Annotated in this window: 20 protein-coding genes; 6 read left to right on the top strand and 14 right to left on the bottom strand. The window is 43.8% G+C overall.

The window, feature by feature from the left end; translation table 11 throughout:
* Nucleotides 1-111: 111 nt before the first annotated feature.
* The 7 genes from KXD93_RS24705 to KXD93_RS24675 form a co-directional block, all read right to left on the bottom strand.
* On the bottom strand, nt 112-570 hold the full coding sequence (locus tag KXD93_RS24705) for a MarR family winged helix-turn-helix transcriptional regulator (RefSeq protein WP_258140116.1): 459 nt from the start codon (nt 568-570) through the stop codon (nt 112-114).
* A gap of 82 nt (nt 571-652) precedes the next feature.
* A complete protein-coding gene (locus KXD93_RS24700; protein ID WP_258140115.1) occupies nt 653-3,217 on the bottom strand; it encodes a DUF5686 and carboxypeptidase-like regulatory domain-containing protein in 2,565 nt (854 codons plus the stop codon).
* A gap of 23 nt (nt 3,218-3,240) precedes the next feature.
* Nucleotides 3,241-3,594 (bottom strand): hypothetical protein, encoded by a 354-nt coding sequence (locus tag KXD93_RS24695; protein ID WP_258140113.1) that lies wholly within the window; start codon nt 3,592-3,594, stop codon nt 3,241-3,243.
* A gap of 216 nt (nt 3,595-3,810) precedes the next feature.
* Entirely contained in the window at nt 3,811-4,485 is a 675-nt protein-coding gene (locus KXD93_RS24690) for an START domain-containing protein (RefSeq protein WP_258140111.1), read from the bottom strand.
* 170 nt (nt 4,486-4,655) lie between these two features.
* Nucleotides 4,656-5,687, bottom strand: coding sequence for a hypothetical protein (locus KXD93_RS24685; RefSeq protein WP_258140110.1), 1,032 nt, complete (start codon nt 5,685-5,687; stop codon nt 4,656-4,658).
* On the bottom strand, nt 5,662-6,309 hold the full coding sequence (locus KXD93_RS24680) for a hypothetical protein (RefSeq protein ID WP_258140109.1): 648 nt from the start codon (nt 6,307-6,309) through the stop codon (nt 5,662-5,664). The genes KXD93_RS24685 and KXD93_RS24680 overlap by 26 nt, the downstream gene beginning before the upstream one ends.
* 6 nt (nt 6,310-6,315) lie before the next feature.
* Nucleotides 6,316-6,849 carry an RNA polymerase sigma factor gene (locus tag KXD93_RS24675; protein WP_258140108.1) on the bottom strand — a complete coding sequence of 178 codons (534 nt, stop codon included), beginning with the start codon at nt 6,847-6,849 and terminating at the stop codon, nt 6,316-6,318.
* 125 nt (nt 6,850-6,974) lie between these two features.
* Between KXD93_RS24675 and KXD93_RS24670 the strand changes: the two genes are divergently transcribed.
* The gene (locus KXD93_RS24670; protein ID WP_258140106.1) at nt 6,975-9,833 is read left to right on the top strand and encodes an outer membrane beta-barrel protein; all 2,859 of its coding nucleotides are present in this window, start codon (nt 6,975-6,977) and stop codon (nt 9,831-9,833) included.
* A gap of 182 nt (nt 9,834-10,015) precedes the next feature.
* Here KXD93_RS24670 and KXD93_RS24665 read toward each other — a convergent pair whose 3' ends face one another.
* The 4 genes from KXD93_RS24665 to KXD93_RS24650 form a co-directional block, all read right to left on the bottom strand.
* Nucleotides 10,016-11,446, bottom strand: a complete 1,431-nt coding sequence (locus KXD93_RS24665) for a DUF4932 domain-containing protein (protein ID WP_258140105.1) — start codon at nt 11,444-11,446, stop codon at nt 10,016-10,018.
* Between the two features lie 429 nt (nt 11,447-11,875).
* Nucleotides 11,876-13,048 carry a chromate transporter gene (locus KXD93_RS24660; RefSeq protein ID WP_258140103.1) on the bottom strand — a complete coding sequence of 391 codons (1,173 nt, stop codon included), beginning with the start codon at nt 13,046-13,048 and terminating at the stop codon, nt 11,876-11,878.
* A complete protein-coding gene (locus KXD93_RS24655) occupies nt 13,048-14,034 on the bottom strand; it encodes a DUF1259 domain-containing protein (RefSeq protein ID WP_258140102.1) in 987 nt (328 codons plus the stop codon). The genes KXD93_RS24660 and KXD93_RS24655 overlap by 1 nt, the downstream gene beginning before the upstream one ends.
* 66 nt (nt 14,035-14,100) lie before the next feature.
* The gene (locus KXD93_RS24650) at nt 14,101-14,958 is read right to left on the bottom strand and encodes a chromate resistance protein ChrB domain-containing protein (protein ID WP_258140101.1); all 858 of its coding nucleotides are present in this window, start codon (nt 14,956-14,958) and stop codon (nt 14,101-14,103) included.
* 80 nt (nt 14,959-15,038) lie between these two features.
* Between KXD93_RS24650 and KXD93_RS24645 the strand changes: the two genes are divergently transcribed.
* From KXD93_RS24645 to KXD93_RS24635, 3 genes are all read left to right on the top strand, one after another.
* Nucleotides 15,039-15,437 (top strand): hypothetical protein, encoded by a 399-nt coding sequence (locus KXD93_RS24645; protein ID WP_258140100.1) that lies wholly within the window; start codon nt 15,039-15,041, stop codon nt 15,435-15,437.
* 79 nt (nt 15,438-15,516) lie between these two features.
* Entirely contained in the window at nt 15,517-17,694 is a 2,178-nt protein-coding gene (locus tag KXD93_RS24640; protein WP_258140099.1) for a TonB-dependent receptor, read from the top strand.
* A gap of 58 nt (nt 17,695-17,752) precedes the next feature.
* On the top strand, nt 17,753-18,337 hold the full coding sequence (locus KXD93_RS24635; RefSeq protein ID WP_258140098.1) for a YncE family protein: 585 nt from the start codon (nt 17,753-17,755) through the stop codon (nt 18,335-18,337).
* A 527-nt stretch (nt 18,338-18,864) separates the two neighbouring features.
* On the opposite strand, the gene KXD93_RS24630 is transcribed toward KXD93_RS24635, so the two are convergent.
* Nucleotides 18,865-21,519: a glycoside hydrolase family 2 protein gene (locus KXD93_RS24630; RefSeq protein WP_258140097.1), complete on the bottom strand. Its 2,655-nt coding sequence runs from the start codon at nt 21,517-21,519 to the stop codon at nt 18,865-18,867.
* A 247-nt stretch (nt 21,520-21,766) separates the two neighbouring features.
* Between KXD93_RS24630 and KXD93_RS24625 the strand changes: the two genes are divergently transcribed.
* Nucleotides 21,767-22,516 carry a hypothetical protein gene (locus tag KXD93_RS24625; protein ID WP_258140096.1) on the top strand — a complete coding sequence of 250 codons (750 nt, stop codon included), beginning with the start codon at nt 21,767-21,769 and terminating at the stop codon, nt 22,514-22,516.
* 268 nt (nt 22,517-22,784) lie between these two features.
* On the opposite strand, the gene KXD93_RS24620 is transcribed toward KXD93_RS24625, so the two are convergent.
* The gene (locus tag KXD93_RS24620; RefSeq protein WP_258140095.1) at nt 22,785-23,270 is read right to left on the bottom strand and encodes an SRPBCC family protein; all 486 of its coding nucleotides are present in this window, start codon (nt 23,268-23,270) and stop codon (nt 22,785-22,787) included.
* Nucleotides 23,271-23,336: 66 nt separating this feature from the next.
* Nucleotides 23,337-23,642 (bottom strand): ArsR/SmtB family transcription factor, encoded by a 306-nt coding sequence (locus KXD93_RS24615; protein WP_258140093.1) that lies wholly within the window; start codon nt 23,640-23,642, stop codon nt 23,337-23,339.
* A 257-nt stretch (nt 23,643-23,899) separates the two neighbouring features.
* Between KXD93_RS24615 and ppk1 the strand changes: the two genes are divergently transcribed.
* On the top strand, nt 23,900-25,978 hold the full coding sequence (gene ppk1, locus KXD93_RS24610; RefSeq protein ID WP_258140092.1) for a polyphosphate kinase 1: 2,079 nt from the start codon (nt 23,900-23,902) through the stop codon (nt 25,976-25,978).
* The last annotated feature ends 23 nt before the right edge of the window (nt 25,979-26,001 follow it).

The raw sequence follows: 26,001 nt of genomic DNA, 5'->3' as shown, positions 1-26,001 counted from the left end.
GTTTTTTAGCCCTCCTTGTGCGCAGCAAAGGGAGGGCAGGTCCAGCGAAGCGTCGGCCGGGAGGGTAAATCTGCGCGCGATGTTCACGCAAATGCATTGGCGCTAATACGCTTAAACCGCCTCCATTTTATTCAACTCTTCGTGGTATTTCACCAGCTTCGACATTACATCTATAGCCGTTTCATAATTCTTTGCGCCAACCACTTTTTTGTATTCCTGCTCAAGCGCCACGATCTGGCCTTTAAGATGCCCATAAAAGGCAGCCCCCTTGCTGGTCAGGTACAGCATCATCAAACGGCCATCGGTGCTGCATTTTTCGCTGCATACCAGGCCCAGCTCTTCCAGTTCCTTGATCACCTTACTGGCAGCCTGTTTGGTTATGGTTAAGTTTGATGCCAGCTTGCTATTGGAAATGCCCGCTGTACCTATACTCATGAATACCGGGATGTATGAATTATTGAACCCCTCTATGTTTTCATGACAAAGCTCATTGCAAAACCAACTGTCAGACAATCGCTTCAAAAGGTAAAGTAGCCTGCTGGTTGTCCTGCTTGTATCCTCGTTTAACATGATCCTTTATTTTTATATTGATATAGTCAATCTGGTTTACAAGTTAACGCTTTTTATGCAATTAACTTATGTGTCAGCATTATTAGAACTGAAATTTAACAAATACCCTTAAACCCCACTTTGGCGCATCGGGGTGGTCAAGGTAAGAAAGCCTTCTAACCATGTCTAAACGCAATACTTTAAAAATGTTTTCTACACCTGCGCTGGCTTCCATATATGGCCCGTTGTTGAGTGTATAAGTGATGGGTTTTCCATCGCCGTTTACAGGATACTGCAATAAGTTGGGATCATTGGCCGGGTTGTTTTCCTGCCTTACACCACCCCATACTGATTTGAATGATACTACTTCCCTCAACTTCAACGATTGTAACAATGGGATCTTGTTAAAAAAGAAGCCGTTAAAATGCTGATCGATATTGATGCTGGCATAGTGGTCACTAACAAACTCCAGGTAATTCATCAGGTTATATGATTGCAGCTGCAATGCATAGCTCTGGTTGGCATGTTGGATATCCAGTAACGGATAAGGCAGCTTATTAAAGATATAACCGCCTTCTACCGCAACGTCTGCATAACCTAACTGAGAAAGGTAAAAGCGTTTGGTTATGTTGCCGGTAACATTCTGGTAATTGTAATCACCCTTAAAAAGGCCTTTAATCCCTTCCTGGTAACGCAGGGTATAAATAGGGTACTTGTCAGGTATCGGGGTGCGGTATAATTTACCCTGGTAAAACTTTTCATGAGGTGCGTACCGCAATTCCATTGACAATTCAGTGGTTTGCAGGCTATTTACGGTATTTGGCAGGCCGTCAACCAGGTTCTGATAATATAATGATCCGGTAGGCGACTGATTCCAGGCCTTTAGCTCAAACTTGTAGGAGAAATGGTTCAGGTACTCGTGTACGTAATCCAGCCTGAAGATATCGTTATAGGTATAGATGCCATGGTCGCCACGCTTGAATGACAGCAGGAAGTTATCCTCCTGCACAAACTGCAGTTCCTGGCCCGGGATCTTGGTGTCGCGTTGTACGCTGGCTCTTACATAGTCCTGCGGAAAGGAATAGATCGATTTATTATTCAGGGAATACGTGCCGCTGAAAAAGTATTTGAACTTTTCATCCTTAAAACCATATGCACCATAGGTCTCGAAGTAATACCGTTTGCTCAGTTCGGTGGTGGTACGTCCGCCTAACCTCAGCCTGAAGCCTTCTACCGGGTTAAAGTTGTAAAAGGTATTTACCGGCCCTATTTCAAAAGGCCCTAAATTATCGTACCCGGCAACAAAAAGTGTAATCAGCTTCATTGTCCGTTTAAAGGAGGGGAGGGTTTGCAGGCTGTCAATATTCTTATAGATGTCCGCCTGTCCCGGTTTCAGCGTATCCGGGCGATTTGCCTTCCAAAATTCATCCCCTTTTTCTGCCGCATTAAAGGCGATCATTTGCGCAGGACCGTCATAAGTCTCTTTAGGGCGTGGTTTGTTAACGGCAAAATTATTGATGATCACCACACGCTCGCCATACACGCCGCCGCCTTTGTTTTTGTTCAGCCCAAAGTCTATCTTCAAATCGCTCTGGCTCAACCGGTAGCGCCCGCCTTCTGTTTTTTCAAAGTTAAGGGTGGTTTGCATCTGGCGCACAAAGTTGAGGTTGATGTGTTTATTTACCGACAAAACCGCTTTTTGTACAGCATAGTTGCCATCCATTGTAATGTAGATCTTACCCGTAAAAAGCATGTCGGTAGTGTTACGCGGAGTAAAACTCAGCTCGATCAATTGGGGGCTCACATCCTTAATGGTATCGGTAATAAAGAATTTGTAGAATGATGGTGCACCATCGGCAATAGGGCTCAGCAATTGGTTACCCAATAACGGGATATTATTATCATAGATCTCAATATCCATGTACATACGGTTAAAGTATGCTTTAAGCCCCTCGTTGTCTACAAAGTTCTCGTCGTACTTCACCTGCTTGTTGGCCTGGATCACCTGTTTTTTAGTATATGGCGATTTGCGGAAGTAGTTGTCAGACAGCTTTTCTTCCATGTACATTGGCAGCAGGTTTTTTCCGCCTATGGCGTCAGAATCCTGCTCCATAAACAAGAACTGATAATTCTTAAAGATCCGCTTCTGTTTAAATTTTTCAGAAAGATCACTCAGTGAAAATATCATTCTTTCGTATTGCTGGTATTCGGCATAGTCGAAATTCTCCAGCCTGTTTTGATCCTTGTGGGCAATCACCTTGCGAATCAGTTCCACAGCAGGATTGTTCTTATTGGTGTATTTGGTTTTTTTACCGCTTTTTACCACTACCTCGGTCAATACTCTCCTGTCTTCACTTAACGAGATGTTTATAGTTTGCGTTGTGCCGGGGTTAATATCCTGGTAAAAGGTTTTATAACCTATAAAGGTAACCTTGATGCGGCTATAGTTGCCGTCGGTGCTAATTCTGTAATTGCCCTTAACATCCGTGCTGCCGCCTATGGTGGTTCCATCAAAGGAAACACTTACAGCGGGCATGGTTTCGTGGGTGCGCATATCTGTAACTACTCCCTTAACAATGGTTTGCTGTGCCATCAACGTGGTTGATAACGTTAGGAATAAAAGTATCAGCGTGCTTTTAATGATTTTGGAAAAATGGTCCGTTTTCATGATATTAAAATATTATTGAGGCCTCAGGCAGCTTGCGGATGATTGTAAATCATTTCAGAAGCTGGTACTGCGACGTTTCTTTTGCTGCCTTTAATTTTTTTAAACAGGTTGGTTACAGCGTTATTCCTGATGGCATCAGTGGCAGAAAAAAAATAGTCTTGCAGGAAAATCAGGAGGATCCCCATCTCCATATCTGCACCCATGAAGGTTTCTTTGAAAATTTGTTTAGCCAGTGGAAGCAGGTAATACCCTAGCTTCGCGGTTGAAAAGTTGGATGCAAAAAAAAGCTTATTCAATTTTGAGCTCTTTGCATTGGTGATCATTAGATTAGTTATATCTAAAAGATTTTGGTCGATGTTGATGCATTGCGTTTTCATGATTACTGATTTAACAATACAAAGGTAAACTAAGTTGACCAATTTTAGTCAACTTGGTTTACCAAAAAATCAGTTTTTACCGTATTGTGACGCTGTTATGATGCTGTTGACATTAAGATGAAAATACAAGGGGGAAATCTGTTATAAATGAGCGATCCCGCAGTTTGTCTGCAGGATCAGCAAGTTATGGAACGTTAAAAGTAAGAACGTACCGGGTTAATTTTTTACAAATGCAAAGACGGTGTTTTTGTAATCAGGCTTTGTCAATTGTGTTTTAAGGCTCTTAAAAATTTTCACAGGCGCGTCTGTCGCAAAAATATTAACCAGCCATGATGGAAGAGCGCCTCCCGGATCTACGTGGATAGAATATTGAACATGTACCTGGTTTGCCCCCAGCGGTGTGATAACCCATTTGCCGATAGAGTTTTCTATCCTTACAATGCCTTTTTTTACCGGAACAACGCCGGGTACCGCCGGGCCATCAATCGTCACTACTTTTGTAGCCGGATCCTGGCTCACTGTTAAATGAGCCACAAAATCACGGTTGGCTACGGGCCAGGGCAAAGTAACCTCTGAATAATAGTAAAGCTCTGTTGCCGATACCTGCTTAATCAGCTTAGCCGATTTAACATGGTATACCCAATCCGGAGCAGTGTTAACATCCATTACTATGGCAACCAACTGCGATGGTGTTGCATCAAAGTCAGCCTCCACTTTAATGGCTTTTATTTTTGAATCGGGCAGTATGCTGGTGTATATTTTTATGCCGTCCTTTTCGGTACTCAGTTTCCAATCATTTTGTGCGAATGCAGCATTCAGTCCTAACACAAGAAGCAGCGACATAAAAAATATTTTATTCACTAATTTGATGAGTTGATTTGTTGTTTTCATCTTTTGAAGTTTAACAAGACAAATGTAAACTTAGTTGACTATATTAGTCAACTAAGTTTACTGATAAATTCATTTTCTGATGTTTTATGACGCTGTTATGATTGTCCGACTTCCGTGTTTTATTGGTTGTTGGGCAACCTATAGGTCGGAGCGGTAAGATTCGAAAAATCTTAATCCTTCACATTCACTACACAAAAGGATACATCGATCTTGATTCCAGTAGTTGCCGACCCTGTTTTTAATGTATAATCCACGCTTTTCATCGCGGTTATGCTGATTTTTTTCAGGTTCAGCAGTTTTTCAGCTATTTTTTTTGTGGTATCTGACTTTCCCATAACGAAAACGGTATCGATTTTCAACGGCTTTTTTAAGGTGACATTTAAAGTTTTTTCCAGGGTGAGCATGATTCGCCCGTTATAGATGATCTTCGATACTGTGCTGTGGATTTTAAGGTCGGCATTGGCCAATTTAAGGTTCGTGATGTTAAGCGGCTTTACGTTATCGGCGTTGATGCTGAGCTTTTGCAGGTCATTGGACAAACCGAGGTCGACGCTGCCGCCCGACCAAAACCTGGCGTCCACGGCACCTGAAAGCTCCCCAATACGTACCTGTGTAAAACCTTTGAACCTAAGCGATCCGCCGTGGATGCGATCGATATCAGCACTGCCTTGCTCCGCATCGATCCTGATTGGCCCTGAGGCGCGCTCAATCTTCAAATCGCCGAATTTTTCATCAATAGCCAGTTCGCCCTCAAAGCTTTTCACCTGGATATTGCCGAAGCGGTTAGTAACAGCCAGCTTAAGGCCGGCAGGCACAAAAACCGTATAACTGATAAGGCATTGCTCGCCGGATGAAGGGTTGATGTGCTGTGCCAATGTATCGATAACGGTTTCGAGGCTAACCGCACCGGGTATCTTGCTGGTTTTGATCGTCACAAACCGGATCAATGTATTTGCCCTCGACAATTTTACCGATCGCCCGGTGATAGTCACCTGTATCATCGCCGATGTACGCTTCCAGCGTTGGATCACGATACCGCCATACTGATTGCTGATATTTAGCTGCATGTTTTTGGCAACGGCAATTTTTTTGACGACGGTTTTCTGCGCCTTTTGCAAAAGATCGTCCGCACGCAGCAGCACAGGCAGCAATAGCAGGCAAGTCAAAATGATCAGGCTATATTTTCTTATCCTTTTTTCCATCAGAAGCATTATCAGGTATTTGCAATTCTTCAAGCAACTGCAATTGGTTATTTAATATCAGTTCCTGCATTTTTAGGTTTTGTATCAGCGCTTTCAGTACTTTTTGCTGATCAAGGCTTCCCGGCAGTTGCTTTTGTAACTGGTTATATCCCATATTCAGGTCCATAAGTACCTTCTGCGACCGGGCATATAAGTCGGGATTTAGCTGCTGTAACACGGCCAGTTGTTTTTGCCTGGTCTCTATCCGTTTTGCATAACTGTAAAGGGATTGCCGGGTTTTATTGTCCGTTATGCCTGCTATCCGCTCAGTACTGTCCAGTTCTATCTTTTCTGCCAGTAATTTTTGGCTCTCAATCGTACTGTCGCGGCGCATGGTATTTTGGGTTATAGCATTGCGGCTTAACCGGCTGTTATTTTTAAATAGCAACAGCATTGCACCTATGCAAAGCAGGACGCCTGCGGCAATGCCCAAACTGATACGCCGTATCCTGATGATACGTTGACGGCGTGCATGCTGCTCAGTGAGGTTGCGCTGTAGTTTTTCCCAAACGCGGGGCGAGGGTGATCCCTCCTCAAAACGCGCCCTGTTTTTATGCAAATATTTTTCAAACTCGTTTTCCATATCCCGCTACTTGCTTAAACTATCTAATATTTTTTGTTTCCCCCGCAGGTATTGTACCCTAACGGTCGAGGAGGGCATATTCAATACCGAGGCGATTTCTTCAAAGCTCAGTTGCTCGAAAATGTGGAGGTTGATTACCATCCTGTATTTTTCGGGCAGCGTACCCATAGCGTTTATGACAGCATCAACCTTACCCTGGAATTCAGATTCATCAAATGCCGGGTCCTCGGGGATATTCATCAACTCAGTATCGTCGGCATCAATCCAGCTTTTTCGGTGCCGCTGCACAAAGTTTACCGATTTGTTGATCATGATGCGTTTTATCCATCCGCCAAAGGCTGCAGTGTCTTTAAGCTTACCCAGGTTAACAAATGCCTCCATAAAGGCTTCCTGCAAAATATCCTCAGCATCAACAGCATTCATCACAATACGCAAACAAGTGTGATACATCGCCTGGCTATACCTGTTATATAACAGCTCATAGCTTTTGATATCACCCTTCAGGCACCTCGTTATTAAATCAACTTCTTCCTGCCCCAATGTCTTGTTCGTTCTTCGCTTTTATAATCAGGTCACCATTAGGTGTTAAACGTTTCAGTTTTTTTGAAAATAAATATTGAAACATAATGAAGTGTGCTGTGACCTGAATAAAAGCACAATTTACAATGAACAAATATCTTTTCAGCCTTGCTTGCATTTTATTCTTTACCCTAAATGCCTTCGCACAAAACCGTTTAGTAAGGGGCATGGTGACAGATTCGACGAAAAGGCCAATTCCGGGAGTAACGGTCAAATTGGTATCCGCCCCGAAGGATACATTAGTAACGGCAACAGATGATAAAGGCATTTTTCAATTCAGGAATGTGGGCGCTGTTAAGGTTACACTCACCTTTTACGCTATCGGTTACCAGGGATTAATAAGGCACTATACCCTGGATACGGGTAAAGTTTCGGGTATAAACGTGATGCTTAAAACCGATGTGCAGATGTTAAGCGGCGTAAACATAGTTAGCGTTAACCCGGTAGTGTTTAAGGAGGATACAATTGAATATAAGGCCAGCGCCTACAAGGTGCGGGATAATGCGCCCCTGGCCGACCTTGTAGCTAAGCTGCCCGGTGTAGACGTAGACGCCAATGGTAATGTAACCGCGCAAGGCAAACAGGTTACAAAGGTACGCATGAACGGTAAGGATTTTTTTAATGGCGATGTGCAGGCAGCTATGCAGAATATACCGGCAGATGTAGTGGAAAATGTGCAGATGATAGACGATTACGGCGACCAGGCGAACCTTACAGGCGTTAAAACCGGCGACCCAACCAAGATCATGAACATTAACATTAAATCAAGCAAAAGCCATGGTTACACCGGGCAGGCTACATTAGGCGACGGACGAGATGTTTTGCCTAACCAGCAAGGTGTGCAGAATGATAACCGCTACATCGGGCTGCTGAACGATTTTATTTTTAACGGCGATGAGCAAATAGCATTGCTGGGGAACATAAATAATACCAATGTGAACACTTTTTCATTCGGTACGCCCACACCACCACCATCCGGCGGTAGCGATATATTGAAACTAAAAAAAAGTGCGATGGATAAATTGCAGATTGGCGGCTTGGGGGGCATAAGCATAAAGGCGATGGGCGGTAGCGGGAATTTTACCAGCCAGGCGAGCGGCGTGAACGGCATAACCGACACGCATGCCGCAGGCTTTAATTACCGTGACCAATGGGGCAAACACCTTTCGGTTTACGGCAGTTATAACTTCTCGGATAATACAGTTTTTACCAGTAGCAATACGTTACAGCAAAATACCACCCTGAACAATCCAGGCTCCACCAGTCAGCTCAGCAGGGAAACGGATAGAAATATCAACCACAGCATTCAATGGAACATGGAATATAAACCCGACGATGCCAATTACCTGAAGGTGACGCCGGTGTTCAGCTATGCAGGCAGTAACGGAACACAAACCGCACAGAATGTTTCCATGCGCGCCGATACCGTTAATTCGGCGTACAATTCACTTAATAAAAGCAATCTTAATTCACCCTCATTCGGCTTTACGGCACTATTTAACCATCGCTTTAAAAGGAAGGGGCGCGACCTGAGTATTGATCTGTCGGCTAACCTGGCACACAATAATTATTACCAAACGCCTGTTTATGACTTCACGGCCGGGCCCGCGTCCTTGCCCAATCAGCAGGTAGCCACTAAAAGCCGTACCGATACTTATACGGCAAACATCTCCTATTTGGAGCCGATGGGGCAATACTCGTTTTTACAGTTCAACTATGCCTTCAACTTAGCAAAGACCACCAGCGACCGGCGGGATGATATAATGGATACCTTAACCAATAGCTTTCACCCGGATAGTATATTGAGCAGCCATTACAATTATAGCTTCATCACTAATCGTGTAGGTGTGAATTTTAATTATGTCCGTAAGGATAAATATAACTATACCCTGGGGCTGGCTGTGTTGCCGGCGGTGCTGGAGGGGAACATACCGGAAAGCGGGCTTCTGCGGCGCACGACCTTCAATATTGTGCCTACAGCGCATTTTGTTTATGATATTTCTAAAAACAAAACATTCAGTATGAACTATTATGGCGAAAACACACAACCCTCGTTCACCCAGCTTCAGCCCGCAACCGACTATTCCAATGCCCTATACCCGGTGCAGGGTAACCCAGCCCTGAAACCTTCATTTACTAACAACTTATCCGTTCAATACAACTTTTTTGACTTTGGAAATAACAGGACGCTTTTCACCAACGCATCATTTTCGCAAACCCAAAACCAGGTAGTTACCAATACGGTTATCTACCCGGCAAATTATATACCCAATCCGCTGCTGGATAATTCCTATTTCACTAAATACCTCAATGCGAATGGCTTTTATACGGCTTCGGGATACGCAAGCTTTACCAATCCATGGGACAACCGTAAATACTCCCTTTCATTAAACGGATCATTGCGCTTTACAAACAGTATTGGCTATATTACCAATGTGGACGCGGTGGACTATAATGAAACCACCGAAAAAAACACAGCCCGTACGCTGGCATTTACGCCGGGTATGCGTTTCAGGCTCGACCTGCCGGATGTGATCGACGCACAGTTTCTAACAAACTATTCCATCAATAAAACCTTTAATTCGATCCGGGATAATCTAACCAATTCAACCTCAAATATCCGGGTATGGAATCTTGGCCTCAGCGGTAAAAACTACATTCACGACTGGACAGTAAGCTATGATTACAGCAAGGCTTTTAACTATGGATATACTGACGGCATCCGTGTCACCAATCCGAACCTATTGAATATGTATGTAGAACGGCGGTTTATGACGGGACATAAAGCAACAGTAAGGCTGGCGATATTTGATGTGTTTAACCAAAACACGGGTTATTCAAACATCATTACACCAAGCTATATTACTCAAAGTAACACCAATCGGCTTGGCAGGTATTGCCTGGCGTCATTTACCTTAAGGCTGCAAAAATTTGGGGGGAAATAGCAATATACTGCAATGATTTTTGTTGGTAAACCCTTGCTCCGGATATAACACAGTGGGCAATCCTATTGCAGCTGCCACCTGCCGGCCCTTAATCAAGTAAATCCGGGTGTTGTTATACATATGAATGTTTGCAATAACATATATAGTTTATCAAATAACAAGTTGTTTCCGCGGATTCAATTCTAATCACCTGTCTTAAAATTTAAAAGGTAGTTTTGCACGGCATAACCATCGGATGTTTTCATTAAATACCCCGAAATATTGACCTGATAATCAGTATTGGGCCTTAACAATCCAATCTTCATTACTATAGTTTTATTATCATCGGTAAAGGTAAACCCTTTTGGCTTTGAATAATGGTCAATTCCCTTTTTACCGGGACCAAAAAAGGTCCTGATGCCATCCAGCTTCTTATCAAAATGAAACCTTATCTCTGTGATTTTTGAGCTAACAGTAGTATCATTATTAAACGGTTCTGTCGATATCACGCGGGCGCAAAGATTATTATAGTCATCGTCGTAAGTTCTGATATTGGGAGCAACCTGATTATAATAGCTGACTATGCGTGGCATAAAACTTTCCAGTGTAGGATAAGTGCTCCTTTGTTTTTCATATTGACCAAGTAGAGCCACCAGGCTTCTCATCCACACAAAACCATTGGCAAGTTGATTCTTCAATTCTCCATCAGCAACAAGCGTATCCGGATCGTGCTCCTTTAAGTATTGTATTACTGCCGCCCTTACCAGTGCTTCGCTCATCATAACCTTCCATTCAGGATATTTTTGCCTGCGCATTCTATCCCCTTCTTTTTCAAAAATAATTTTCCCTGCACTGTCCAGGGCCTTTTCATTCAGATCTGTAAGATGATTAACAAAGGAGTGATTGAACTCATGGATCAGGAGTGGCAGACCATATTTACTTTCATAAACAGGAGTTCCCAGGCTGTCGAAGGAGGAAGAACCTACAATGGCGTATACTTTTTTTGGATGATCAGGCAAGTTGATATGCGGACCAAAATTGGTGCCGCCGTTACCTAACCCGATAATGATATTAAAAGTTTCGTTTGGCGCTTTACCGTAGAATTTAAAGTACCAATTCACATCCACTTGTTTAAATAACGGAAGAAACTGTTTTTCTGCAATTGCATAGTTATTTTGCTGTGACTGGAAGAACGAACGACAGTCGGCATCTTTATAAAACTGCTTTAACAAAGCGTTAAATTTTTCGGCAGCAGGTATTGTCCATTTTCCATCCGGCAGCCAGGTTGAAAAAGGAACAATCGGGTCAAGTTCAGGCGGCATTTTCAAGTGTATCGCCATTGACATCACCGCATTATAGCCTACACTGTTGCTATCTCTTAATACTTTAATATATTTAATGAGCGGGTGATTGACGAATTTATCAAAATGACGATGAATATCAAGAACATAGTTTTTATTATTCGGTGCGCTATACTCCTCGCTACCAGCCAGCCTGAAAACGATACTTAACAGCTCCACCCTTTGATCTACTTTAGGAAGCGGAAGTTTCGTACTAGATTGTGCAGTAACGGATGATAAATAGCAAGTTGTAAAAAGAATTAATGTAACAAAAAGTTTGTATAGAATTTTCATGCGTTATTTTTTTATAAGTTTTGACAAATTCAATGCAAAGAAAGTAAATAGCTGAAATGCAGTCATCTATACGGCAAGTTTAATATTAATGTGTGCGGAAACGGTACACTTATCGTCCGAAAAAGAACGATTCTTGACCCGAAACTTATTTCTGTACAAGACAGGTAGAAATTACAATAAGCGCAGTTTCGTTCCATCGGAACGATTGGTGAATTTACCATTTAACAGGTTGACGGATTTTATGGGTTGCCTAAATAAATAAGAATCCCTCGGGTAGAAATAAGACATAACGATAAAAATAACCAAGGCAGGATTGTCATCCTGACAGAACAATTTTCGAAGCACTTTTGCAGTATTAAGAAAAGAGCAAGAGGATAATCAAATCATTTATGATATAGAAAAATGGAATGTTTTTCTGTTGGTTTTGTATTACATTTTAATCAGCAACCCAATAACTGCGGCAATTCCAATGATGTAAGGTTCCTGTAACTTTTTAATGTAGATGAGTGCCAGCACGGCGACAACCGCGATTATTACCGTGGGGATATCGGTAATTGACCGCAAACCAATAATAACCACGGAGCCGACCAGCGCGCCGATCACCGAGGCGGTAATACCGTCAACGAACGCTTTGATGCTTGCATTTTTGGCAATCTTTTTAAAGGATGGTGCCAGGGCAACTGTAAACACATAACAAGGCAAAAAGGTGGCTAATGCTGCAATGCAGGCACCAGGGAAACCCGCAACAAGGTAACCGATAAAACCAACCGTAATAACCACCGGGCCAGGCGTGATCATGGCGACAGCCACGGCATCCACAAACTGTTTTTCGTTTAACCAGCCAAACTCCTTAACCACGCCTCCATGCAGGAATGGAACGATGGCAAGCCCGCTCCCAAAGACAAATGCGCCTGCCTTTAAAAAGAACCAACCAATCTCAGACAAGAGTTTACCATCGTATTTCCAGAAACCAACCGAAAGCAAAATTCCGGCGGGTGCAATGGTGGGCCTTCTAATCCAATGTGGTGGTGCTTTGATCAGCATATACAGAATTCCGCAAGCCAAAAACAAAAGGATTTCTTCTTTTTGGGTAATAATTGTGATAATAATGCCGATGGTATAAAATACCCACAGCAACCATTTGCTTTTCATGGCGGCAAATTCAAATTTGCTAATGGTCTTAATGGTCAGCTTGTAAGCACTCATACCGATGATGCCTATTACTGCTGCGCCCACCCCATAAAATACCGCCTGCATCCAGGCCAGGCCGCCGTAAAGCTGGTACGCCATACCCAACAGTACAACCATGATAAAAGACGGCAGCACAAAGGCCAGGCCCGCCAGCGTTGCCCCGATAAACCTGTAGTGAACAAAGCCGATATAGATCCCCAATTGCGCAGCCAAAGGCCCCGGCGCCAATTGTGCCAGCGCCAGGCCCTCTTTATATTCTTCTTCGGTTAGCCAGTTCTTGTGTTCCACCAAATCACGATGCATATAACCCACCAATGCCACCGGGCCGCCAAAGCCCCAGGTGCCTAACTTCAGGAAATACTTAGCCAGGTCAACTAAGGAATAAGCCGGTTTTACTGATGGTTTAGCCATTACATTTTCATACCGCCCATTGGTGCTTTTCCTAAAACATCCAAAGCCGCACGGAAACCCTGTGCCAGATCTGTCGCTTTACCCCGTCCATAGTAATGCAGGAAGATCATGTGCGGATCGTCGCCCAGCATGTGGTTGTGAACTGCCACAATTTCCAGGTTATGCGCCCTTAACGTTTTTATCACCGTGTTGACTTCGCTTTGCAACATCGCGACATCGCCCGCGATATGGGCGTCATCCTGTTTACCCGCGAATGAAGCCCAGGTATTTAATCCAATATTCGTGGTCATTTCCACACCCATCATTATAACCTTCAGGTCGCTGCGGCCAATCGTGTATTTATAGGTCGGGCCGTTTACCGTACCGGTCGCCTTCACGATGGCATCCAGCGCAGGCAGGTCAAAGTTATCTTTTCCGGTTACAGTTGGCGGTGCGGCCGGCGCTGGTTGGTTTGCCGGGAATAGCTTGCTGTCACGGATCGTGTTTGCATATTTTTTTGCCAGTTCTTCTACCGTCCCCGTGCCGTGAATGTGCATATAAAAAATACGCGGTTCTTCGTAAAAGAAGTGGTTATGAATTGCTGATATTTCTAGTCCATTGGCATGTGCGGCAGAAATCAGGGGATTAACTTCTTCCATTTGCAATACCGTGTCGCTCATCACCATCGCTGATTTGCCGTCTGCAGTTTTCTTAAAGGATACCCAACCGCCGAAACCGAAGGGGATCGGAACGGGCTCACCTTTAATTTTCATCTTCAGGTCATTCCGGGGCAGCGGTGTCGTATAAACGGATTCTGCATCTTTATAGCTGCCCTTTTTGCCCAGGGCGGCGTCAATAGCAGCCATTTCCTCTGCGGTGATCGCCGGTGTTTTGTCAAAATCGTTTAAGTGTTTGGCCTGTAATTTATCTACAGGTAAAAATAGAGCAGTGTCTAACACAGCGGTAGCCTGCAGGGCTTGCCTGCGGGTGAAGGTGTTTGTTTTCATATGGATAGTTTGTTTAAACTATGCAATACTACCCATTGAAAAAGCGATAAAATTGTACAGATTTAACTATTTGGTATCCTTTTTACTTTTACCGCCATTTCTTTTGTAAACTGAAGGATTTTCTCCGGTCTGTTTCTTAAAGATCCGTGTAAAATGGCTCTGATCGGAAAACCCGGTGAGGTAAGCGATCTCCGTTAAAGAATAATCAGTCGTATCCATCAGGTTTTTGGCTTTATCGATACGCAATTTTCGGATATAGTCGCCGAAGGACAGGTTATCAAAATATTTGGAAAACTCCCTTGATAAATAAGCGGGGTTAATCTCCAGCTCGCTCGATACCTGTTGCAAACTCAAGGCCATATTGGTATCAAGCTGGTCCTGTATCATTTCTTTGAGGTCCTTCGCCCATTCGGGAGCTTTTTTGAATTTGCTTTGCTTAATGTATTTATGGTATACCTCTAAAAGCATTTGTTCCACCGGGCCGCCCTGTGTATGCTTCAATTGGTGCAGGTGTTTGGCCCAGCTGTATAGGCCATCATAGATGGTCATTCCCAACGCTAACAGTTCATGATCATTTTTGATATTAAAGGCAAGCCCGGAAAAAATTGCTTCCAGCCCGGCGGCTTGCGGTGCAAAATCATGGCGGTCAGTATCGGCCCCCCTTACAATGGCCGCTACCCGGTCGAGCGCCGCATCCTTCAATTGATGTTTTTTGATGAAATAGTCGAAACTGCACTGGTCATCATAATGCGTGTATTCCACATCCGGCAGGTCAAAAGGGATCGCCCCTAATTCCTCCGCTTTGCTGATCACATCTTCAAATGGCACATAAATAATTTCAGCATCGGCATCAATAAATCGTTTGATCAGCCATGGGCAGGCAATTCGGTCAATTTTGGGATGTTCACGGGTAATCCATTTCATAGGTATCTAAAGTTAGGATTTATAATAATTTAAGTAGCTACTATGCAGTACATACCACGCTTTGGTTATCTTTGTTAGCAATGTTCAAAAGAATCACCTGTTGTTTTTTGGCAAGCCTGTTTTTAACCGGCAGCCTGATCCTGCCTTTAGGTGATTTTTCTTTATTGCGCGATATTCCGAAAATGTATCATAATTATACCCTCATCACTTCTGCGGAAGAGGTAGGCGTTATTGATTTTATTGGCGATTACCTCATGCACGGCAAGGATCTTTTCGGCCATAACGAGCATGACAAGACACCGGCAAAAGGTTGCGATGTACAGTTCCAGCACCAGGCCAGCCCGTTGAATATTGTTTTTTCGCATAGCCAGATCAGACTGCTGGATAGGCCTGCGGTTGACCTGGAACATCCTGCATTCCTACCCAATTTTTATACCTCCGATTATCGTAATGAACTATTCAGGCCACCGCTCGCCTGATTTTAATTTCCCAATTAAAACTTCTTAGTCCATTATTCATCTGCCCGGGGCTTTAGCCCAGGCTATTATTCTTATATCCATGAAAAGGATTTTCATGCTGCTGCCTGTTATGCTGCTTTATTGTGGCCTAATGGCACAAAACACCTTTAAAGCAAAAGTATTTAACTATCAAACTAAAGCCGCGCTGAAAGGCGCGACTGCAAATATACCCGACCTGAAAATATCAGCCAGTGCCGATACCAGCGGTTTAATTACAATACCCAATATTCCTAATGGCAAATTTGAGATGGAGATCACTTATGTAGGTTTCGTCAAACGCGAAATGGTTTACGCCTTTCCACAGAAAGCCCCGGAGCAAATCCTGGAGATCAGTTTAGAACCTTCAACGGGTGAACTGGCAGAGGTCGTCGTTCAAACCACCCGTACTGATCAGAACCTGCGCGATATCCCAACCCGGATAGAAGCCCTGCCTTTAGAAGAACTGGATGAAAAAAGCACGATGCGGCCGGGCGACATAAAAATGTTGCTTGGCGAAACCACGGGCATCCATGTACAGCAAACCTCGGCGGTAAGCGGGACCGCCAGTTTTCGCATCCAGGGGTTGGACAGCCGCTATACCCAATTATTACAGGATGGGATGCCGCTTTATTCCGGCTACTCTGGTAACTTAAGTTTATTGCAGATCAGTCCGCTGGATTTGAGACAGGTAGAATTTATCAAAGGTTCTGCGTCCACGCTTTATGGTGGCGGCGCAATCGCCGGATTGGTAAACCTGATCGGCAAGGTGCCGGAAAAAGAGCCGGAGTTAACGATGCTGTTAAACGGCACAACCGCCAAAGGCACGGATGCCAGTGTTTTCTACAGCCAGAAATGGCAGCATATCGGGACAACCATATTCGGCTCCTATAACTATAACGGGGCTTATGACCCGTCAAATACCGGGTTATCGGCAATTCCGCAAACCAATCGCTTTACCGTCAACCCTAAGATGTTTTTATATATGGACGACCATAATTCCGGCTGGTTTGGGGTAAATACTACTTATGAGAACCGGTTAGGTGGCGATATGCAGGTCATAGCCGGTAACGCTGATAATGTTCATCAATATTTCGAGCGCAATAAAACTTTCCGCTTTTCAACGCAATTATCCTTTACCCATAAAATAGATGACAAAAGTCGGATCAACTTTAAAAACACCGTCGGTTTCTTCAACCGGCAGTTAAGCGAGCCCGGGTTTGATTTCAAGGGCAGGCAGGTTTCTTCTTTTAGTGAAGTAAATTATGTGCACAACGGCGAAAAAGCATCGTGGGTTGCCGGTGCTAATTTACTCACGGATAATTTTACGGCTGAACCGCCTCAAAACAGCCTGAACTACAATTTGACCACCATTGGCGCTTTTGTACAAAATACGTATAAAGCTACCAATTGGTTTTCATTAGAAGGCGGCCTGCGGGTAGATGATAATACGCCTGCACCGGCTAAACCGTCGAACGGCCTTTTTATCTTACCGCGGCTAAATGCCCTGTTTAAACTCACTGAACACCTGACCAGCCGCATTGGCGGTGGATTAGGCTATAAGATGCCAACGCTGTTTAATGATGAAAGTGAACAGGACGGTTACCAGCATATCCAGCCCTTAAATATCGGTAATACCCAGGCTGAGCAATCTTATGGTTTAAACGGCGATCTCAACTACCATAGCGCATTAGGCGATGAAGCGTTGATCAATATCAACCAATTGTTCTTTTCGACGAGAGTTGACCGACCCCTGATCCTGCAAAATAATACCTTCGTGAATGCACCCGGCCATTTACTTTCAAAGGGGGCTGAAACTAATATTAAGTTGGTGATGGATGAACTGGTGTTTTACCTGGGTTATACCTACACAGATACCAAACAATATTTTGGCGGGATAACGGGGACACAGCCCCTGACGCCGAAGCATCAATTCAGCTTTGATTCGACTTATGAAATTGAAGGAAGCTTCCGCTTTGGTGCTGAAAGCTTTTATACCGGGCCGCAACTGTTAAGCGACGGCACGACCGGCAAAGGTTATATCACTTTCGGTTTGCTGGTTCAAAAAATGTGGAAGCGCCTCGATATTTTTGTGAATGCGGAGAACCTGACTGACCAAAGGCAAACCAAATGGGGCCGCATTTATACCGGTAGTATCACCAACCCGGATTTTAAGGATATATACGCGCCGTTAGATGGTGTAGTGGTGAATGCAGGTATCAGGATAAAGATTTTAAATTAACGCTACAGTATGATAACAGAAACTAACCCTAAATTCGGTTATTAAATTTCTAAATGCGATGATGTTAAAAGCCACTTATAAAACATTAACCCTGCTGTTTACTGGGTTAATATCTTTTACCGGTTGCCAGGCGCAGGAAAGCGGCAAACAATTCTTTACGCTGCAAAAGGAAATTGCCTTACCTCACGTAAAGGGACGTATCGATCATATTGATATAAATATCAAAGATCAAATTGTGTATGTGGCTGCTTTGGGTAATAACACGCTGGAAATAGTCGATTTGAAAAGCGGAAGGGTAACCGGAAGTATTAAAGGATTGGATGAGCCGCAGGGTGTAGCTTATATCGAAAAACACCAGGAAATCTTTATCGCCAATGGCGGCACAGGCGAATGCGGTTTTTATAATGCCCTCAGTTTAAAGAAAACAGGCAGCATCAAATTGGCCGATGATGCTGATGATGTGCGCTATGATGCCGAAGCTGATAAAATCTACGTGGGTTATGGCAGCGGCGGTATTGCTATTATTGACGCGGGAAGTCATAAACAGGTAGGCGACATTCCTTTAACAGCACACCCGGAATCCTTTCAGCTGGATGCCAAAGCAAATAAACTATGGGTGAATGTTGCGTTAAGCCCGGCTTAAAGGCTTAAAAGAGCAGAACGGTTTTCCTAAACCTAGCAAGGATTCCCGTCCCCGCAGGACCTCTCAAAGAGGGTCCTGCGATGGTTTGCAGGATGTATTGGTGATGAATTAAGCCGTATGTATACCTGGCACGCGGTGCAAGGTCCTTTTCAGGAGATTCTGCGGGGTCTTAACCTTAAAACCAATAGTTATGCATAGCTTGGAGGAATTGAATATCGGTTACAGGGTAGCCGGATGCCGACCCTATTACCGAGTCAATCCCGCAAATAGGGCAAAGCGCCGTTGGGCCTTTTGTGTTGTCTTCATCTACCCACTCCTCAATTGATGTTGGAGGATAAGTCTTAAGACAATAGAAACAACCGCACACCGAACTTCTTAGAAGTTCTTCTTTATGAAGGCTACTATGTTTGTGTGCGGCAACAATTGTTTCAGGTGAGTGTGTTGACATAATAACTCTAAGATAGCTTTTTTATCTGGCAGAAATCCCGGCGTCGGGATCGGACAGATTTATAGGTAAGCACTTACAATCATTCATTATAAGCCTTTACCTGTAATTTATAACCTTTACTCAACAACTTGGGCTCAATTTCAACTTCAAGTGTTTTGGTTTCCCCCTGCATCAACGAAAAGTAGCCATCGCTGTATATTGCAGGCAACAATTGTTCCCCGGCATTATTTAGCAGCTGCGCCCTGATGCCAAAGGCAGCAGTAGTTTTCGACTTATTTACAATAACGTATTTAAGCAATTTATTAACGCCATTTTTTGCGGTAGATATTACCGGCGCGCTTACAGCCAGGCTTGCACCGACGGCAGGCATTTTATTTAAACCGGTATAATCCAAATAGGTATTCCCTATCCAGTAAAAGTTTTCAGACAGCAGCTTACCCTTGGTGTCAAATAACTTCAGCTTTAAGAAATGAACAGGGGACAACTTCGGCAGGTCGTTTTTTTCAAATACTTTAAAAACCTCCGTTGCCGATGTGGCGCTAACACTCACTTGATTTTTGAGCGAATACGCCGGCACAATTTTACCGTCCATATTGTAAACGGATGCTTCGGCAGTTAGCCCTGAAATATCATAAGGCCTGTTGTTAATTATTTTGACAGAATTGGTGGCAGGGTTCCATTGGATATGGACAGGTTCACAGGCCGTTTTAGCGCCAAAGTAAGCACCGGTAAGGTCATAATAGTAATCATACGTTTGCCAGATCATAGACGGATAAGCCGATTGGCTCATCCAGATCAGCATGCCGGAAGCATCTTTCCACATATGATCGTTCCATGATTCATACATGGCTTTCATCGTTTCTACATTTTGCATTTGGGCCTTCTTACAAAAGTCTTCCAGTGAAGTTGCCTTCCCGTAGCTGTTATTAATGGTGTTGATGTATTTTACAGGATCGGAACCGCCGCCCATGCCGCCGTCGGTACTGAAATAGTGGCGGGCCCACATATTGGTTTTGCTGTTAACGGCCTCCGGAGTTGGTGCTACCCAATAATCTGCCGGCATAAATTTTTTGAAGCTTTCCACGTTCACAAAGGTTGCCGTACCCAGCTCGCTGCGCATCCCGTAAGAATCTTTAGAGAACAGGTAACCGTTGTGCGGATCGGTAAAATATGTTTTAGGATCGGCGTTGCTCCAGAGCCCGCTGCCCGACAAAACCCGGCTGCCGCCATGGATAGAAAAATTCGGGTTGGTTTCCCCGGCGTTTGAACGTGCGAGGTATAACCTGTCCTCGCCATCGTTATCCTTCACCGCGTTTTTAATAGCGAGGTTCAACGGTCCGTTTGGATTGCCTCCGGGTACGCCTTCGTTAGCTCCGCACCATATTATAATCGATGGGTGGTCCCTTAATTTTTTTACTTTTTCTATCGCGTTGCGCCTAAAGATCTCCAGGCTGTCGATCTGCCCGAAATTGTTCAGCCAGAAATCGTCCCAAACCATAATGCCGTATTTATCGCAGTAGGTATAAAATGCTTCATCGGTAACCTCGCCGGTCCAGTTCCTGATCACGTTAAAGTTCATTTCCTTATGGAACCTGATGCGGGTTTCATAGTCCTTGCCGCGGGCCTTCAGCATATAATCGCTCATACCCCAGTTGCCGCCTTTCAGCAATACCGGCACATCATTAATATAAACCCGCAGGGGGCCGTTAAGGGAAGTAGTGTCGGAAGTGATTTTCCTGATGCCGAATGTTTTGGTAACCACGTCAGACGTTGTTACCCCGTTAACATCAAAACGAACGGTACAGGTATATAAATTTTGCGTGCCGTCGGCTTTGCCGCCATAACCGTTTGGCCACCATAGCTTAGGGTTTTTGATATGCAGCTGTGCAAACTGCTTCCAGTCGTAATTTACGGTTTGGCTGCTGCCTGCATCTAACTTCAGCGTCGGCCCGCTAACGGTAATATTGCCGGGATTGATGGTAAACTTAACCGTGCCGCTAACTGCTGATGGCGATGTGTTGCTGAGGTGTACGTTAACGGTTAGATCGGCAGTGTTTTTATCAGGCATGCTGGTGTGGATCCAGGGATCTGCAACCGCAACCGGTCCCGTCGAGGTGACGCTAACGGTATCCGTAATGCCGCTGTTTAAACCGGGAACGGCGGGCATCCAATCCCAGCTGGCGCTGCTGATATAAGTGGGGGCTTCCCAGTTAGCCAAAGGGTGATTATGTTCCGGGTCGTTACGCGGAGGGGTAACCAGCACTAAAATAACGTTCGGTGCTTTTTTATTCAGTAAGAACGTAACATCGTATAATCCCCGTTCAACAATGCCTTTAATGGTGCCGATGTGGTTGCCATTCAGGTAAATCTCACCAATCTTATGAATGCCATTGAAGTTGAGCCAGATCCTTTTGCCGGGAGCAAAGCCTTTGGCAGAAAACTCCGTGCGATACCAAAACGGACGGTTATATTTTGCCTTATCAACCTTATAAATATTTTCAGCGTAATCCGGGTTCTTTTCTTTCCCGGCTTTTACGTATGCGTAAAAGACAGTCCCCGGCACTACGGCACTAACCCAATTGTTGGTATTTAATCCGGGTGCCGACAGTTGTTTTAAGCTATAGGTGTTTTCTTCCTGCGGATAAAGCTTCCACGTCAGCGCTATGGTTTGTGCGTAAGATCTGTTTTGAGATAGCAATAAACAGGTGACCAACAGGCAAAAAATCGGTTTCATAAAAGGCTCACAATGGTTTCGGGAGGCAAGGTAAATAAAATCTTGCTAAAACGATTTACTTGATTTGAAAATTATTTTGTAATCGCGATGATATATGCAAAGCAGCTACAAGTCATTTATTTTAAACATCTTCATATTCAACAGTATATAGCTAAATAGCACTATTTATTTTTAGCCATGTTTTGTCGTTTTTTATCAATTTATAATTATCTTTCAAATAATTTCTATTTAAAACGAAGCCTGAATTTTGGATACAACATTACAACACAACGAGCCGGTAAAGGCAAAGCGCAAAAAGAAACCGTTATATGGCAATGCGCCCTGGTATTTTGGATTTGGCCTGCTGATTATTTTGGCAGGATTTTATAATTCCTTCCTCCTAAAATTCGGTGCAACCGATAATAAACACCAGTTTCACGGCCTTGCTGCTTTATTGTGGATGTTGATGCTGATTGTGCAGCCTATCCTCACTACCAAAACTAAACTTAAATGGCACCGTATTTTGGGTAAAGTATCGTTTGTGCTGGTACCTTTTGTGGTATTAAGTGTATGTATGATGGAGCAAACCATGATCGCGTCAAAGGCAAGTTATCCGCCTAACTCGGTTTACCAGTTGAGTTTTGTCGATGCCTTTTCGGTTATCCAGTTCCTCTATTTTTACGTAATGGCTATCGTAACACGGCGTAAGATCCAGGAACATGCACGTTATATGGCCGCTACCGCATTTATATTTATTATTCCCGGGTTAGGCCGTTTGTTGTTTTTGATCCCGGTCATAAATACCTTTAACATTACCCTCAACGTAAGTTATGCACTTGTTGAGCTGGTACTTTTAGTCCTCATCTGGGACGACCACCGCAGCGGCAAGATCAGGAAACCCTACGTGATCGCCCTGGCGCTGTTCGCCATTCAGCATGTGCTGTTAAATTTTATTGTGGGTTTTGCGCCCTGGGAACGGCTGATGGACCATTATGCGGCAATCAGTATTTTTCATTAATTGATTAAAGATCTGTTTTTCGATGATCCGTTTTTAGACTTAGTCTGCACCACAAGGGCGACTTTTCAAGCAAAACGGGGAGGATGATAAGAAAAAACCTCAAGACATTTGCCTCAAGGCTTTTTGACTTTCAAGTTGGGATGGCGGGATAATCTTCACCCCCCTTTTAAAAGGCTTGGAGAAGCCGGAATGTGCATCTGATCGCAGCCTAAACCGGCAGGTATTTATTCAGCAGCTCCCCGTTGTTGAATAAAATAAACGCTGCAAACTATCCCAGCAACTCCTCCAGCTGGTTCAGGCCCATAGTGAAGCCGCCTTCAAAGCCCATTTCTACCATCATTTTTATGGTTGCTTCATCATCAAAGCTAACGTCTACCACCACCTTGGTTTTATCGCCTATGGCTACAAATTTGTTGTCCCAATGCCCTACGGATGCGGCTGGCGGTACAGTACCATGCTCATCAGAGAATCCCGTATCTGCCGCGAAACGGCTGCCGTTTTCAATAGCGGTAAACTTTGCATGGCTCCAGTGCTTCTGGCCTTCGGGACCCTCCATGGCATACAGCCAAACGCCACCCACAGTAAAATCCATTGTTTTGGTTTTGGCTACCCATGGTTTCGGCCCCCACCATTTTTCAAGCAGGTCAGGGTCTGTCCAGGCTTTCCATACTTTTTCAATCGGCGCGTTAAACTCGCGTACTACGTGAATCTTTTTAGCGGCAAGGTCTTTTTCGAACACAAAATTGTTTGTCATAATTGTTTTGTTTTTATAAGCGGTTTGTACTATTTAAGTAAAAGAAATTGGATCTATTTGTTTGGTTTATAAGTCGCTTAACAGGTTGTCTAACTGATCAAAGCGGTCCTCCCACATCTTGCGGAAGCGTTCGAGCCAAATGTCTATTTCCTTCATTTTTTCGGGATTAAAGTGATAATATATTTCTCTACCGGTTTTCTTCTGTATCAAAACTTCGCATTCGGTAAGGATTTGCATATGCTTTGATATCGTCTGCCTGGTGCTTTCGAAGTGCTCTGCTACGGCATTGGGCGTCATGGCCCCCAGTGCAAGTAAAGTTAAAATGGCCCTGCGGGTTGGATCGGCTATGGCCTGGAAAACGTCTCGTCTCATATAAACATGCAGTTGATTGACTGCAAATGTAAGCGCAGTCAATCAACTGCGCAAATTTATTTGAAAATATTTTTCGAAAACGTAAAACCCGGTTTACAGTTAACTCCTGCTGGAATTCATCAAAATTTAATATTGCCATAATAAGATGTGTTTATTTTCGAACAGTACACTTATGAGTATTTGATTGATATAAAGAATAGAAAGTGTATGAGCTAATTAGTCTATCCTTCATCTGATAAAAACAATATTTAACTACAATGGAAAATTCAAGTGCGCCTGCTATTGAAACAGCAAAATATTTTAATCGGGACCTGAGCTGGTTAAGCTTCAACCACCGCGTGCTGGAAGAAAGTATAGACCCGCAATTGCCCCTTGCTGAAAAAATAAAATTCATCGCTATCCACGCATCCAATTTGGATGAGTTTTATAGAGTAAGGGTTTCTCACTTAGAAACACTAAGCAAATTGGGCGAGTTTAATGATGAAGAGAACTGTTCTTATCACGACATCCTGGCTGCCGTCCGTAAAGAAGCAAGCCATCAAACCAGTCACTTGCGTTCTATTTTGGCAACTGTTGTGATTCCCGGGTTAGCAGCAAATAACATTATCCTTTACCAGAATCATCAGGAAGTATACGAGGAACATCTTGAATTTATATATGAGTACTTCAACACCCAGGTGGCGTCCTATTTGCAGCCAATTTGGCTCACAAATGAAACCACTCCGTTTCTTGAGGATAGGCAACTGTATTTTGTATGGCAGGTGTCAAATAAAAAAAATCCCGAAAGCCTGATATTATTAAACCTGCCAACCCAGCACCTTCCCCGGTTTATATCGCTGCCGAAGATAGAAGATAAACACTACGTAATTTATCTGGATGACATTATACGCATCGGGGGAGAAAAGTTCCTGGAAAACTATACGGTGAAAGGTTGCTTCTCTGTTAAGCTGAACAGGGATGCCGAGCTTAATCTTGACGAATACTCAGGAACTATTGCCGACCAAATGAAGATCAGGTTAGCGCAGCGTGCCTTCGGGGCACCATCCCGGTTTCAGTACGATGCAGCCATGCCAAAAGCGCTGGTATCACAATGCATAGATCTGTTTGAAATAGAAAGCGACGAGTTAACCCCTACCGGGAGGTACCAGCAAATGAGCGATTTTTTCTCCTTTCCAATTCCGGCGAATTCTTTACCGGGCCTGGCCAAATGGAAGCCGTTAAAACATCACGCACTCGCATCTTACAAACATTATTTTAAGGCATCGAACGAAAAGGATTTTTTATTGCATTTTCCTTATCAGTCATACGACCATGTATTGATATTCTTTAACCAGGCAGTACTTGATCCTTACGTAACCGAGATCATGGCTACTTTTTACCGGGTTGCATCCGATTCCCATATCGTGAATGCGTTGATCAGTGCCTCTAAAAACGGCAAAAAGGTGAGGGCGTTTGTAGAAGTAAAGGCCCGGTTTGACGAGGCTAACAACCTGCTATGGGCGGAGAAAATGGAAAAGGCGGGAATTGAAATTTCCTATAGCCTTCCTGATATAAAGGTTCATGCCAAAACCGCTTTGATCACCCGCATAAAAGATGGTAAAACTAAAACTTATGGCTTTTATGGTACCGGGAATTTTAACGAAAGAACAGCCGGGATCTATTCTGATATCGGCCTGCTCACCTCCAATCCGCTAATGAATGAAGAATTAAAGGATGTATTTCTTTATTTGTATACCGGTAAGCAGCCTGCACCATTTAATCATTTGCTTGTCTCTCAATTTAACATCATACAAAGGTTTAAAGAGTTGATAAACGACGAAATAACGATTGCCAAAAACGGAGGTGAGGGCAAAATTATTATCAAGCTAAATAACCTGGAAGATAGCGAGATGATTGATGCACTTTATGAGGCATCTAATGCGGGCGTAAAAATAGAGATGATCGTGCGCAGTATTTGTCGTTTAAGGCCGGGCGTACCGGGGCTTAGCGAAAACATTACGTTAACCCGCGTTATAGGGCGGTACCTGGAACATTCGAGGATCTTTATTTTTAACAACAACAATGCGCCGAAGGTTTTTCTTGGATCGTCGGACTGGATGGAGCGCAACCTGCGATCGAGGGTCGAAGTCGTATTCCCGGTATATGACGAAGCCTGCAAAGAGGAAATATTTAGCTTTATAAAGCTCCAGTTAGCACCTTATCGGAAATCAGGTTTGATTGACCAACACCTTAAATCAATACCAATAGCGCCCGGATCAGCATGTGGAGATGATACCCAGGAGGCTTTCTATCAATTGATGATGGAAAAACAAACGAATAACATTCTCCTATCCTGACGCGATGGCCCACAAAAAAGCCT

The organism is Mucilaginibacter phenanthrenivorans, from assembly GCF_024721155.1.
GTDB classification, from domain to species: domain Bacteria; phylum Bacteroidota; class Bacteroidia; order Sphingobacteriales; family Sphingobacteriaceae; genus Mucilaginibacter; species Mucilaginibacter phenanthrenivorans.
This window is presented reverse-complemented; position numbering and strand designations above follow the sequence as displayed.

What these genes read in the sequence shown, in the direction of transcription:
- KXD93_RS24705 (WP_258140116.1), bottom strand. Translation starts at nt 570, where the DNA reads ATGTTAAACGAGGATACAAGCAGGACAACCAGCAGGCTACTTTACCTT.
- KXD93_RS24700 (WP_258140115.1), bottom strand. Translation starts at nt 3,217, where the DNA reads ATGAAAACGGACCATTTTTCCAAAATCATTAAAAGCACGCTGATACTT.
- KXD93_RS24695 (WP_258140113.1), bottom strand. Translation starts at nt 3,594, where the DNA reads ATGAAAACGCAATGCATCAACATCGACCAAAATCTTTTAGATATAACT.
- KXD93_RS24690 (WP_258140111.1), bottom strand. Translation starts at nt 4,485, where the DNA reads ATGAAAACAACAAATCAACTCATCAAATTAGTGAATAAAATATTTTTT.
- KXD93_RS24685 (WP_258140110.1), bottom strand. Translation starts at nt 5,687, where the DNA reads ATGGAAAAAAGGATAAGAAAATATAGCCTGATCATTTTGACTTGCCTG.
- KXD93_RS24680 (WP_258140109.1), bottom strand. Translation starts at nt 6,309, where the DNA reads ATGGAAAACGAGTTTGAAAAATATTTGCATAAAAACAGGGCGCGTTTT.
- KXD93_RS24670 (WP_258140106.1), top strand. Translation starts at nt 6,975, where the DNA reads ATGAACAAATATCTTTTCAGCCTTGCTTGCATTTTATTCTTTACCCTA.
- KXD93_RS24665 (WP_258140105.1), bottom strand. Translation starts at nt 11,446, where the DNA reads ATGAAAATTCTATACAAACTTTTTGTTACATTAATTCTTTTTACAACT.
- KXD93_RS24660 (WP_258140103.1), bottom strand. Translation starts at nt 13,048, where the DNA reads ATGGCTAAACCATCAGTAAAACCGGCTTATTCCTTAGTTGACCTGGCT.
- KXD93_RS24655 (WP_258140102.1), bottom strand. Translation starts at nt 14,034, where the DNA reads ATGAAAACAAACACCTTCACCCGCAGGCAAGCCCTGCAGGCTACCGCT.
- KXD93_RS24650 (WP_258140101.1), bottom strand. Translation starts at nt 14,958, where the DNA reads ATGAAATGGATTACCCGTGAACATCCCAAAATTGACCGAATTGCCTGC.
- KXD93_RS24645 (WP_258140100.1), top strand. Translation starts at nt 15,039, where the DNA reads ATGTTCAAAAGAATCACCTGTTGTTTTTTGGCAAGCCTGTTTTTAACC.
- KXD93_RS24640 (WP_258140099.1), top strand. Translation starts at nt 15,517, where the DNA reads ATGAAAAGGATTTTCATGCTGCTGCCTGTTATGCTGCTTTATTGTGGC.
- KXD93_RS24635 (WP_258140098.1), top strand. Translation starts at nt 17,753, where the DNA reads ATGATGTTAAAAGCCACTTATAAAACATTAACCCTGCTGTTTACTGGG.
- KXD93_RS24630 (WP_258140097.1), bottom strand. Translation starts at nt 21,519, where the DNA reads ATGAAACCGATTTTTTGCCTGTTGGTCACCTGTTTATTGCTATCTCAA.
- KXD93_RS24620 (WP_258140095.1), bottom strand. Translation starts at nt 23,270, where the DNA reads ATGACAAACAATTTTGTGTTCGAAAAAGACCTTGCCGCTAAAAAGATT.
- KXD93_RS24615 (WP_258140093.1), bottom strand. Translation starts at nt 23,642, where the DNA reads ATGAGACGAGACGTTTTCCAGGCCATAGCCGATCCAACCCGCAGGGCC.
- ppk1 (WP_258140092.1), top strand. Translation starts at nt 23,900, where the DNA reads ATGGAAAATTCAAGTGCGCCTGCTATTGAAACAGCAAAATATTTTAAT.